Source organism: Microbacterium sp. NPDC078814, assembly GCF_040702645.1.
GTDB lineage: Bacteria > Actinomycetota > Actinomycetes > Actinomycetales > Microbacteriaceae > Microbacterium.
In genome coordinates this window covers 154742-166102 of sequence record NZ_JBFBLT010000004.1, presented here as the reverse complement: position 1 = coordinate 166102, position 11361 = coordinate 154742, and the positions used below count along the sequence as shown (strand labels likewise).

Annotated in this window: 11 protein-coding genes; 8 read left to right on the top strand and 3 right to left on the bottom strand. The window is 69.8% G+C overall.

The window, feature by feature from the left end:
• Positions 1-51: 51 nt before the first annotated feature.
• Entirely contained in the window at positions 52-981 is a 930-nt protein-coding gene (locus tag AB0300_RS09640) for a phosphodiesterase (protein ID WP_126893049.1), read from the top strand.
• A gap of 51 nt (positions 982-1032) precedes the next feature.
• Positions 1033-2493, top strand: a complete 1461-nt coding sequence (locus tag AB0300_RS09635; RefSeq protein ID WP_366215909.1) for an aspartate ammonia-lyase — start codon at positions 1033-1035, stop codon at positions 2491-2493.
• Positions 2494-2557: 64 nt separating this feature from the next.
• Here the strand turns inward: AB0300_RS09635 and AB0300_RS09630 are convergent, their stop codons facing one another.
• A complete protein-coding gene (locus AB0300_RS09630) occupies positions 2558-3427 on the bottom strand; it encodes a fumarylacetoacetate hydrolase family protein (protein ID WP_025103194.1) in 870 nt (289 codons plus the stop codon).
• 89 nt (positions 3428-3516) lie between these two features.
• Between AB0300_RS09630 and AB0300_RS09625 the strand changes: the two genes are divergently transcribed.
• From AB0300_RS09625 to AB0300_RS09615, 3 genes are all read left to right on the top strand, one after another.
• Positions 3517-4818, top strand: coding sequence for a PrsW family intramembrane metalloprotease (locus AB0300_RS09625; protein ID WP_025103195.1), 1302 nt, complete (start codon positions 3517-3519; stop codon positions 4816-4818).
• A 211-nt stretch (positions 4819-5029) separates the two neighbouring features.
• Positions 5030-5398, top strand: a complete 369-nt coding sequence (locus AB0300_RS09620; RefSeq protein ID WP_025103196.1) for an FKBP-type peptidyl-prolyl cis-trans isomerase — start codon at positions 5030-5032, stop codon at positions 5396-5398.
• A 177-nt stretch (positions 5399-5575) separates the two neighbouring features.
• Positions 5576-6130: a YceI family protein gene (locus tag AB0300_RS09615; protein WP_025103197.1), complete on the top strand. Its 555-nt coding sequence runs from the start codon at positions 5576-5578 to the stop codon at positions 6128-6130.
• A 31-nt stretch (positions 6131-6161) separates the two neighbouring features.
• Here the strand turns inward: AB0300_RS09615 and AB0300_RS09610 are convergent, their stop codons facing one another.
• Positions 6162-7457, bottom strand: coding sequence for an MFS transporter (locus AB0300_RS09610; protein WP_126893046.1), 1296 nt, complete (start codon positions 7455-7457; stop codon positions 6162-6164).
• 185 nt (positions 7458-7642) lie between these two features.
• Between AB0300_RS09610 and rpsO the strand changes: the two genes are divergently transcribed.
• Positions 7643-7912, top strand: a complete 270-nt coding sequence (rpsO, locus tag AB0300_RS09605; protein WP_017203073.1) for a 30S ribosomal protein S15 — start codon at positions 7643-7645, stop codon at positions 7910-7912.
• Between the two features lie 99 nt (positions 7913-8011).
• Here the strand turns inward: rpsO and AB0300_RS09600 are convergent, their stop codons facing one another.
• The gene (locus AB0300_RS09600) at positions 8012-9016 is read right to left on the bottom strand and encodes a 2-oxoglutarate and iron-dependent oxygenase domain-containing protein (protein ID WP_062634929.1); all 1005 of its coding nucleotides are present in this window, start codon (positions 9014-9016) and stop codon (positions 8012-8014) included.
• 150 nt (positions 9017-9166) lie between these two features.
• On the opposite strand from AB0300_RS09600, the gene efeU reads away from it, so the two are divergent.
• Together efeU and efeO are read left to right on the top strand one after the other, a co-directional pair.
• Entirely contained in the window at positions 9167-10105 is a 939-nt protein-coding gene (gene efeU, locus AB0300_RS09595; RefSeq protein ID WP_025103200.1) for an iron uptake transporter permease EfeU, read from the top strand.
• The gene (gene efeO / locus AB0300_RS09590) at positions 10102-11337 is read left to right on the top strand and encodes an iron uptake system protein EfeO (protein ID WP_126893045.1); all 1236 of its coding nucleotides are present in this window, start codon (positions 10102-10104) and stop codon (positions 11335-11337) included. Before efeU ends, efeO begins: the two co-directional genes overlap by 4 nt.
• The last annotated feature ends 24 nt before the right edge of the window (positions 11338-11361 follow it).

Below are 11361 nucleotides of genomic sequence, written 5' to 3'. Positions count from 1 at the left end.
GCCTCCGGCGCGCCAGGGACGGGCGTCGGCACCCGCCCCTAGGCTGAGGGCATGTCCGCAACCAACGGAACGCCCCCGGTCTTCGGCCGATACGCCCCCGCGTCCCATGTCCTGATCCATGTCAGCGACCCGCACTTCCTGGCCGGAGGCGCGGCGCTGGGGGGACGGTACGACGTCGATCACACGTTCGCGCGGACGCTCGAGGCGATCCGCGCCGTGCATCCCGCTCCCGCCGCCATCGTGATCACCGGGGACCTCGCCGACCTCGGCGAGCCGGATGCGTACCGCCGGCTGCGTGCGGCGATCGAGCCGGTCGCCGCCGAACTGGGCGCTCCCGTGGTCTGGGTCGCGGGCAACCATGACGAGCGCCCGGCGCTCCGCGAGGCGCTCCTGGACGGCGAGCCCACCGAGGAGCCGGTCACCGGGGTGTGGGATCTCGACGGGCTGCGCCTCGTGGCCCTCGACACGAGCGTCCCGGGATGGCACCACGGCGACCTCGACCCGGCGCAGCTCGCGTGGTTGGCCGACGTCCTCGCCGAACCCGCGCCGCATGGGACGATCCTGGCGATGCACCACCCGCCGCTGCCCAGCCATCTGCCATTGTTCGACATCCTCGAGCTCCGTCATCAGGACGAGCTCGCCGCCGTCATCCGCGGCACCGACGTCCGCGGCATCCTCGCCGGCCACCTGCATTACTCCTCACACGGTCTGTTCGCCGGCGTCCCGGTGAGCGTCGCGTCCGCGACCTGCTACAGCATGAACGTCGCCCGTCCGGCGGCAGAGGTGAACGGCATGGACGCCGCCCAGGCGTTCCAGCTCGTGCACGTGCGGCCGGAGACCCTCACGCACACGGTCGTCCCCGTGGTCGACGCGCCGACCGACGACTACTTCTCGGAGGAGTGGATCGCGCGAATGGCGGCGCTGACCCCGGAGGAGCGCCTGGAGGCGTTCTCCCGGAAAACCCCGCAGGGACCGGCGTAGACTGGTCGCATCCCCCACTTTTCCGTTCGCCACGACCCACGAGGATGTGACATGGCTTCTGCCGCGCCCGCCCATACCCGCACCGAGACCGATTCGCTGGGGAGCATGGAGATCCCCGCCGACGCGTACTGGGGGATCCACACCGCCCGCGCCGATGCGAACTTCCCGATCACGAAGCGCCCCATCTCGGTCTACCCCGAACTGGTGATCGCCCTCGCGATGGTGAAGCAGGCCAGCGCCCGGGCCAACAAGGAGATCGGCGTCCTCGACGCCGAGTGGGCCGACCTCATCGACCGCGCGGCACAGCGCGTCATCGACGGCGAGTTCCACGACCAGTTCACGGTCGGCGTCATCCAGGGCGGCGCCGGCACGTCGACGAACATGAACGCGAACGAGGTCATCACCAACATCGCGCTCGAGATGGCCGGACGCGAGAAGGGCGACTACGCCTTCCTCTCTCCGATCGACCACACGAACCGCAGCCAGTCGACCAACGACGTGTACCCGACCGCGGTCAAGATCGGCCTCTCGCTGACGCTGCGCTCGCTGCTCGACGAGCTGGACGCCCTGCGCGTGGCCTTCCTCGGCAAGGCGGGGGAGTTCCACGACATCCTCAAGGTCGGCCGCACCCAGCTCCAGGACGCCGTGCCCATGACGCTCGGCCAGGAGTTCCACGGCTTCGCCACGACCCTGGGCGAGGACCACAGCCGCCTCACCGAGAACGCCTCCCTCATGTTCGAGATCAACATGGGCGCGACCGCGATCGGCACCGGCATCACGACCCACCCCGACTACGCGCCCGCCGTGCTGAAGCACCTGCGCGAGATCACCGGACTCGACCTGGAGACGGCCACCGACCTCGTCGAGTCCACGAGCGACACGGGCGCCTTCATGTCGTTCTCCTCGTCGCTCAAGCGGAACGCCATCAAGCTCTCGAAGATCTGCAACGACCTGCGCCTGCTGTCGTCGGGTCCGCAGGCGGGCCTCGGCGAGATCAATCTGCCCGCACGCCAGGCCGGCTCGAGCATCATGCCGGGCAAGGTCAACCCGGTGATCCCGGAGGTCGTGAACCAGGTGGCGTTCGCGGTCGTCGGCGCCGACATGACCGTGACCATGGCCGTCGAGGGCGGTCAGCTCCAGCTCAACGCCTTCGAGCCCGTCATCGCGCACTCGATCTTCCAGTCGATCACCTGGATGCGTCAGGCCATGTGGACGCTGCGCGTGAACTGCGTCGAGGGCATCACCGCGAACCGCGACCGTCTGGGCGCGATGGTCGGCGCGTCGGTCGGCGTCATCACGGCGCTCACGCCCTTCATCGGTTACGCGGCGGCCGCCGCCCTGGCCAAGACGGCCCTGCTGACCAACCGCAACGTCGCCGACCTGGTGGTCGAGGCCGGACTCATGTCCCGCGACGAGGTCACCAAGCAGCTGTCTCCCGCCCGTCTGTCGGGCCTGGAGGCGGTCACGGCGGCCATCCCGATCGTCACCCCCGACGACCTCATCCAGATCTGAGCGTCGACCGGATACGCGAAGGGGACGGGAGCTCACAGCTCCCGTCCCCTTCGTCGCGTCCGGGTCAGTCGAGGATGCGGCAGTGCGTCGTGAGCTCGCCGATGCCGTCGATGCCGACCGTGACGGTCGAGCGGTCGCGGAGGAAGATCTGCGGGTCGCGCGAGTAGCCGGCGCCGCCGGGGCTGCCCGTGGAGATCAGGGTGCCGGGGAGCAGGGTGAGCGACTGGGAGAGGTGGGCGATGAGCTTCGCCACCGAGCGCACCATCTGATCGGTGCTGGCGTCCTGCACGGTGTGTCCGTCCACCACGGTCCAGATGTGGAGGTCCTGCGGGTCGGCGATCTCGTCGGCGGTCACCGCGAACGGGCCGGTGGGGGTGAAGCCGTCGAACGACTTGCAGCGGGACCACTGCGCCTCGGAGAACTGGATGTTCCGTGCGGTGATGTCGTTGACCACCGTGTATCCCCACACGTGCGTCAGGGCGTCCGCCTCCGGCACGTCCTTCGCGGGCGTGCCGATGAGCACGCCCAGCTCGGCCTCGTAGTCGACGGCCTCGCTGAGGCTCCGGGGCCAGGACGTGGTCTGGTCGTGACCGGTCAGCGAGTTCGGCCACAGCGTGAACACGGTCGGCGCGGCGTCGGTCTTGAGTCCGAGCTCGCTGGAGTGCGCGGCGTAGTTGAGACCGACGGCGAGCACGGCCGGCGGCGCGATCACGGCGGAGGCGAACCCCCAGCCGGTCAGCGGGTGGCGCGGGGCCGTGCTGTCGCGCAGGGCGGCGCGGAGCTCGTCGAGTCCGGCGTCTCCTCGCTCGATCAGCTGCTGCAGGGTGGCAGGCGCGTCGGACAGGAGATCGGAGACGAGGATGGCGTCCGAGCCCTCCACCACGGCGAGAACCGCCTGGGAGGAGTCTGGACGGCGCAGGTGAGCGAACCGCATGGTTCTACGCTACCGGGTGCGTGCGGCCGGTCGGGTGGAGGAAGCCCCCAGAGCCCGGCGCGGATGCTTGTGCCCCATAAGCTTTGAGCATGACCTTCGGAGGACCGTCCGACCCCCAGCAGCCCGCCCGGTACACGCCGCCGTCCGCGCCGCCCGCGCAGCCGAGTGCGTACTCCGCCGCGCAGTACGCACAGTCGCCGTATCTGCCGCCGACGTTCGGACAGCAGCCGGGCTATGCGTCGGCCCTCGCGCAGCCGACGCCCTACACGCCACCGGCTCCCGTCGCGCCGTCGCCCGCCGAGTCGCTGCCGGCTCTCCCGGTGCCGAACAAGAAGGGCCGGACGATCTCGCTGTGGCTGTTCGGCTTCCTCGGGTTCCTCCTCCTGGCGCTCATCGGCTACTTCGGCTGGGCGCTCGGACCGACCGCCTCGGTGATCGGGCTCGTCCTGGCGTTGATCCCGCTCACGATCGTCTTCCTCGGGGTGCGCATGATCGACCGGTGGGAGCCGGAGCCCAAGCGTCTCGTGGCGTTCGCCATCGCCTGGGGTGCCGTGGCCGCGGTCGGCCTCACGCTCCTCGTCGACATCGGCCTCACTATGCTGTTCGACATCCGCTCCGAGGAGTTCTCCGCGGTGATCCAGGCGCCCATCGTCGAGGAGTTCTGGAAGGGCCTCGGGGTCTTCCTCATCTTCCTGCTCGCGCGGCGCTCCTTCGACGGTCCGGTGGACGGCGTCGTCTACGGGGCGCTCGTCGGCGCGGGCTTCGCGTTCACCGAGAACATCCAGTACTTCGCGATCAGCCTGATCGAAGGCGGCGGCGAGCAGCTCGGCGTCACCTTCATCGTGCGGGCGGTGCTCTCGCCGTTCGCCCATGCGATGTTCACCTCGCTGACCGGGTTCGCGATCGGCCTCGTGGCTCGCCGGCACGCCTCCGCGGGAGCGGCCGCCGGCGCGGGCCTGCTCGGCATGGTCGGGGCGATCCTCCTGCACGGCCTGTGGAACGGCTCGGCCACCTTCGCCGACTTCTTCGGGCTCTACTTCACCCTGCAGGTGCCGCTGTTCATCGGCTTCATCCTCGGGATCGTCGCGCTGCGGCGAGAGGAGGCGCGGCTCACGCGGGCGCGCCTGGCCGAGTACGCGGCCGCCGGCTGGTTCACGCCGGAGGAGGTCACGATGCTCGCCACGCCCGCCGGGCGCAAGGTCGGGCTGGCGTGGGCGGCGCAGCTGCGCGGCGACCGCCGGCCGCTGATGCGTGAGTTCATCAAGGACGCGACGGCTCTGGCAGCGGTTCGCCAGCGGGCGATCACCGGTCGCGACCCGCTCGCGGTCGAGGACGAGCGTGCTCTGCTGATCCGCACGAGGGCGGCACGCGCCGCGCTGCTGGCCTACTGAGGGACCGCTTCGGACAGACTCAGCGCCCGGTGCTGCGGCGATGCCTGCATGTCTCCCGGGCGCTGAGTTGATCTGCCACCAGGGTGCACCCGGCCCCGGGGATGTGTCAAGGGTCTCCGCGACGGGCGGCCACAGCAGCTCGACGAGGTGTTCGCTGTGAGCAGGTGTGGTCGCGTTGACCGCGCGCGCGACGGTCGGGTTGGATGGAGCCATGACTGATCGCACAAAGCCCGAGTTCGACGCCCCGACCGGCCCTGCCCCCGCAGAACTGGTCATCCGCGACATCATCGAGGGTGACGGTGCCGAGGCCAAGCCCGGCGACACCGTGACCGTCCACTACGCCGGCGTGGAGTTCGAGTCCGGCGAGGAGTTCGACTCGTCGTGGGGTCGCGGGGAGACCATCCAGTTCCCGCTCCGTGGCCTGATCCAGGGCTGGCAGGACGGCATCCCCGGCATGAAGGTCGGCGGCCGCCGCGAGCTGATCATCCCGCCGCACCTCGCGTACGGCCCGGCCGGGGGAGGGCACTTCCTCTCCGGCAAGACGCTGATCTTCATCATCGATCTCGTCGCCGTCGGCTGACATCCTCGTTCGGAAGCGCCCCGCACCCTGTGGTGCGGGGCGCTTTCGATGTCTCCGGACTTTCTGCTCGACACGGGAATACATGCGAGTGAATGTATGTTGTCGGAAGGGTGCCGCGGACGATCGCGGTGCCATCCCTTCGCCGCCGCCGCGGCCGACGTCTCCTGAGGAGCAATCATGAGCAGCATCGACATCCCCGGTTACCGCCCCGGCACCTGGGTCCTGGACCCGTCCCACAGCGAGGTGACCTTCAGCGTCCGCCACATGATGATCTCGAAGGTGCGCGGCACCTTCGGTGTGAAGAGCGCGACGCTTGTGGCTCCGGAGAACCCGCTCGACGCCAAGGTCGAGGCCTCGGTCGACGTGACCTCCGTCGACACGAAGGACGAGGGTCGTGACCAGCACCTCCGCTCCGCCGACTTCTTCGACACCGAGAACTTCCCGACCATGGACTTCGTCTCGACCGGCGCGCGCGTCGAGGGCGGCGACTTCCTCGTGGACGGCGACCTCACCATCCGCGGCATCACCAAGCCCGTCACCTTCGAGCTCGACTTCGGCGGCTTCGGCAGTGACCCGTGGGGCAACTACAAGGCCGGCGCCTCGGCCAAGACGGTCATCAACCGCGAGGACTTCGGCCTCACCTGGAACGCCGCGCTGGAGACCGGCGGCGTGCTCGTCGGCAAGGACGTCACGATCACGCTCGACCTCCAGGGTGCGCTGCAGCAGGACTGACGCGCGCAGACCTCTCCGAACCCCGGGCCCGTCAAGGCTCGGGGTTCTCTGCGTCGTAGGCGCGGAACCGCGGGTGCCGACGGGCGAGGAGGGCGACGAGCACGATCACGAGGATGCCGCCGAGCAGCGGGGGGAACCACAGCGACGTCAGCGTCGCGAGGGTCCCGGCGTAGAGGGCGCCGACGCGGGGGCCGCCGGTCACCACGACGACGAAGAGCCCCTGCAGGCGTCCGCGCATGGCGTCGGGCACTGCCGCCTGCATCATGGTGTTGCGATAGATCGAGCTGATGTTGTCCGAGGCGCCGGAGAGCGCGAGCGCCACGCAGGCGGCGACGATGAGGAGGACGTGCGGCCGGTCCCCGGCCGCGGGCGTCGCGGAGAAGGCGCCGATCAGGAGGACGACGCCGAACAGGGCGATCGCGGCGCCGTAGGCCTCGATGGCACGGGCGATCCCACGACCGTGCCACCGGTACTGCACCACGCGGCCGGAGAACAGGCTCGAGGAGAAGGTGCCGACGGCGACCGCCGCCGTGAGGATGCCGGTCGTGAACGCCCCGCCGCCGAGGATCACGGTGCCCAGCGCCGGGAAGAGCACGAGCGGCTGCCCGAAGGTCATCGCGATGATGTCCATGACGTACTGCATCCGGATGTTGCCCGCCCGGCGGAGGAAGCGCCAGCCGTCGACGAGTGAGGCGAGACCGGGGCGCACGGTGTCGCCTTCGGGGCGCAGGGCGGGGAGGGTCCACAGTCCGAGGAACATCGACAGCATGAGCACGACGTCGATCGTGTACGTCCAGCCGTATCCGGTGAGGGCCACGAGGAGTCCGGCCAGCGCGGGGCCGGCCATGACCGTGAGTCCGAAGGCGACGCCGTTGAGCGCGGACGCGGCGGCGAGCATGCGGCGGGGGATGAGTCGGGGGACGATCGCCGTCCGGGTGGCCATGCCGACCGAGTTCGCCGCCGAGTTCACGATGCTCAGCGCGTACAGCCACCAGATCGTCTCCGTCCCCGTCCACGTGAGCGCGGCGAGGAGCGCGGTGGAGGCGAACGTCACGGTGGCCGCGATCAGCGCGACCCGCCGGCGGTCGAACGCGTCGGCGAGCATGCCGCCGTACAGACCGGCGAGGATCATCGGGAGGAGACCGGCGACGGCGATCATCGAGACGGCGAACGTGCTCTCGGTCAGTTCGAACACGTGCAGCATCACGGTCACGATGGTGAGCTGACCGCCGATGCCTGCGAGCGTCGAGCCGATCCACATCCGGGCGAAGGCCGAACTCGCCTTCAGCGGGGTGAGGTCGATCAGATGGCCGCGTCGGGAGCTCACAGGGCGATCTTCTTCTGCACATCCCGAGCCTAGTTGACCGGTGCGCCTCGCTCCGGACCCCGTGTCCCGCCGTGGTCGTTCGGGCTGGTAGACTCGTCAGGTTGCCGTTCGATCGGCCGCGGATAAAGAGAGCTCACGCATCAGGCGTCGGGCGCCGCGCAACAAGCAGAGAGGGGATCGAATCTATGGCACTGGAAGCAGACGTCAAGAAGGCGATCATCGAAGAGTACGCGACGCACCCCGGTGACACCGGATCCCCCGAGGTGCAGGCCGCGATGCTGACGCAGCGCATCAAGGACCTCACCGAGCACCTGAAGGAGCACAAGCACGACCACCACTCGCGTCGTGGTCTGTTCCTGCTCGTGGGTCAGCGCCGTCGTCTGCTCGGCTACCTCCAGAGCGTCGACATCGAGCGGTACCGCTCGCTGATCGCACGCCTTGGTCTTCGCCGATAAGGCACCACGGACCCAGCGTTCAATCGCGCAGAACATTCTTGAGAAGGCCGCCCCACGGTGTGGGGCGGCCTTCGTCATGTCCGGACGGCGTGGATCCGCTCAGGCGGTCGCCTGCACGAGGTCGGGGTGGTGGATGGCCGCCACGTCGGGGTGCGCCCGCAGGCGTGACTTCATGGCGTTCTCGCCGTAGGTCGCGTGGATCGGATTGCTCGGGTCCTCGGTGACTCCGGTGGCCTCGGCGGCGAGGTCGGCGGGGAGCTCGAGCAACGGCAGCTGCTGGTCGAGGGCGGGGTTGAAGAAGAACGGGATCGAGATGCGCTCCTCGGGCGCCCGCGGCGAGATCACCCGGTGGTTCGTCGCCTTGAGGTAGCCGCCGGTGGCGTACTCGAGCAGCTCGCCGATGTTGACGACGAAGGCGCCGGGAACCGGGGGAGCCGACACCCACTCGCCGTCGCGCTCGACCTGGAGCCCACCCTTGCCGGGCTCGACCCAGAGCAGCGTCAGCACCCCGGAGTCCTTGTGCGCGCCGACGCCCTGCTGCGGTTCCGGCTCGTTCGTGCCCGGGTACCGCACGATCTTGATCAGGGTGGACGGATCGCGGAACGTCTCGTCGAAGTAGGTCTCCTCGGCCCCGAGGGTGAGGGCCCAGGCGCGCAGGAGCTTGCGGGCGATCTCCGTCAGGGCGTCGTGCCACTCGGTGACGACCTGCTTCAGCTCGGGCTGGGCGGCCGGCCAGAGGTTGGGGCCGATGAGGCGGTTGAAGGCGGGGCCGCCGTCCACCGGCTCGCGCTCGGGGCCGATGTCGATCTGCTCGCGCCAGTCGACCTTGCCCTGCGTCCGTTCCCCGCCGATCCGGGTGTAGCCGCGGAAGTGCGGGCTGTTGACGTTCTCGATCGCGAGCTTGTCCTCCTCCGGCAGGGCGAAGAAGTCGAGGGCCGCCTGGTGCAGCCGCGCCTCGAGTTCCGGTGAGATCCCGGTGCCGGTCAGGTAGAAGAAGCCGACGTCGTGAGTGGCCGCGCGGAGGTCGTCGCGGAAGCGCGCCGCGGCCTCGGGGCCGTCGTCGAGCTGGGACAGGTCGAGGATGGGGAGCGAGAGTTCAGCCATGGACCGAGGCTATGTCGGGGATGTGGCCGGAGGACGCTCTGTTGCACTCCATTACCTCCGGCGGTGATGTCGGAGCCGCGTCGGTCGCGGTGCTAGAGTCTCGGTGGTAAGGGATGCCTTACCTCAGTCGTCAGTCAGAGAGTGTCTCCCGTGCTCGCCACCTTCCTCATCGGACTCCGCGAGGGTCTCGAAGCCGCGCTCGTCGTCGGCATCCTCGTCGCCTACCTCCGCCGTCTCGGTCGCCGGGACGCGCTGCCGAAGATGTGGGCCGGGGTCGGTCTCGCGATCGCCCTCGCTCTGGGCATCGGCGCGATCCTGACCTTCGGAGCCTACGAACTGACCTTCCAGGCGCAGGAGCTGATCGGCGGCGGGTTGTCCCTCGTCGCGGTGGCGATGGTGACGTGGATGATCTTCTGGATGCAGCGCGCCGGCCGCACCATGAAGGCGACTCTGGAGGGCGGCATCGATCGCGCGCTGACAGTGGGTGGTCTCTGGGCGCTCATCGCGATCGGCTTCGTCTCCGTCGCCCGCGAGGGGATCGAGACCACGCTGCTGCTGTGGTCGATGGTGCAGTCCTTCGGCGACGCCCCCTCGGCGCTCGTCGGCGCGCTCCTGGGACTCTCCGTGGCCGTCGTGCTCGGCTGGCTCATCTCCCGCGGGGCGCTGCGCCTGGACCTGCGGCGCTTCTTCGCCTGGACGGGCGGCTTCCTCGTGATCGTCGCCGCCGGCGTCCTCGCCTACGCGCTGATGGATCTGCAGGAGGCGGGCGCGCTTCCCGGCCCGTTCACCGCCGCCGCTCCGCTCGATCCGGTCACCGGTGCCGTCGCCGTGGGCGCGGCCGGCTTCCCGTTCGGCTGGGCGTTCGACGTGTCGGCGGCGATCGCTCCCGGCGGCGCGCTGGCCTCCGTCCTGCAGGCCACGGTCGGCTTCATGCCCGCCATGACCTGGCTGCAGGTGCTCGCCTGGGGTCTCTACATCCTCGTCGTGGGCGGGCTCTACCTCCGCGGCCTGCGCTCGGCACGCCCTTCGACGCGCGGCGCCTCCGCCGCCACCCCGACGTCCTCCCTCACACAGCAAGGAGCAGCATGATCACCTCGCACCGGGTCCTCGCCGCGGCAGCCGCCGCGGGTACCGCCGTCCTCCTCCTCCTCAGCGGCTGCGTCGCGAAGAGCGATGCCCAGGCGACGGCGGCGTTCGACGTCTCATCCACCGCCACGGACTGCGCCGTCTCCGCGTCCACCGCGAAGAGCGGGACGCTGACGTTCGATGTGACGAACGACACCGACCAGGTCTCCGAGTTCTACCTGCTGGCCGAGGACGGACTGCGGATCGTCGGCGAGGTCGAGAACATCGCCCCGGCCGCGTCCCGCACCCTCACGGTGGTCGCCCAGCCGGGCGAGTACTTCACGCTCTGCAAGCCGGGCATGGTCGGCGACGGTGTCGGCCGGGCGTCGTTCACGGTGACCGGAGACCGCGTGGCGGTGGACGGCCCCGACGCCGAGCAGAAGCAGAAGGCGGTCGATCTCTACGGGGCGTTCGTGAAGGATCAGGTCGGGCAGCTCGTGCCGGCCGTGGAAGACCTCGTGGCCGCCTACGAGTCCGGCGACGACGAGACCGCCCGCACGCTCTTCCCGCAGACGAGGGCGTTCTACGAGCGCATCGAGCCCGTCGCCGAGGCGCTCGGAGACCTCGACCCGCGGATCGACTACCGAGAGGTCGATGCGGTGGCGGAGGGCCTGGACTGGACCGGCTTCCACCGCATCGAGAAGGACCTCTGGGTGCCGGCGAAGGACGCGCTGAACGCCGACGGAGAGACCCCGGCATGGCAGGACTGGGCGCCGTCCACGCCCGCGGAGCGCGCCGATTACGGCGACCTGCTCCTGGCCGACGTGCAGGAGCTGTACGACTACGTGCACTCGGACGACTTCACCACCGCGCTGGACGACCAGGGGATCGGCGGCATCTCGAACGGCGCGATCGCACTGCTCGACGAGGTGGCCACCGGTAAGATCTCCGGCGAGGAGGACTGGTGGTCCGGCACGGATCTCTTCGACTTCGCCGCGAACGTCGAGGGCTCCAAGATGGCCTTCTCGCTGGTGCAGGACTTCGCCGCGGCGCAGGGCGACGACGGCGAGGCCCTCGTCTCCGAGATCGAGACCGGATACACCGCCCTCGAGGAGTCCCTCGCCGCGCACGGCTCGCTCGCCGAGGGCTTCGTGGGGTACGGAGAGCTGACCGATGCCGACAAGCGCGAGTTCACCGACCTCATCAACGCGCTCGCCGAGCCGCTCTCGCAGCTCACCGGCACGGTGCTCGACTGACGGCGGCACACGGAGGAGCACGGA

Coding starts and splice junctions, on each gene's coding strand:
- AB0300_RS09600 (WP_062634929.1), bottom strand. CDS start 9,016: ATGGCTGAACTCTCGCTCCCCATCCTCGACCTGTCCCAGCTCGACGAC.
- AB0300_RS09620 (WP_025103196.1), top strand. CDS start 5,030: ATGACTGATCGCACAAAGCCCGAGTTCGACGCCCCGACCGGCCCTGCC.
- efeO (WP_126893045.1), top strand. CDS start 10,102: ATGATCACCTCGCACCGGGTCCTCGCCGCGGCAGCCGCCGCGGGTACC.
- AB0300_RS09640 (WP_126893049.1), top strand. CDS start 52: ATGTCCGCAACCAACGGAACGCCCCCGGTCTTCGGCCGATACGCCCCC.
- AB0300_RS09635 (WP_366215909.1), top strand. CDS start 1,033: ATGGCTTCTGCCGCGCCCGCCCATACCCGCACCGAGACCGATTCGCTG.
- rpsO (WP_017203073.1), top strand. CDS start 7,643: ATGGCACTGGAAGCAGACGTCAAGAAGGCGATCATCGAAGAGTACGCG.
- AB0300_RS09625 (WP_025103195.1), top strand. CDS start 3,517: ATGACCTTCGGAGGACCGTCCGACCCCCAGCAGCCCGCCCGGTACACG.
- AB0300_RS09630 (WP_025103194.1), bottom strand. CDS start 3,427: ATGCGGTTCGCTCACCTGCGCCGTCCAGACTCCTCCCAGGCGGTTCTC.
- AB0300_RS09615 (WP_025103197.1), top strand. CDS start 5,576: ATGAGCAGCATCGACATCCCCGGTTACCGCCCCGGCACCTGGGTCCTG.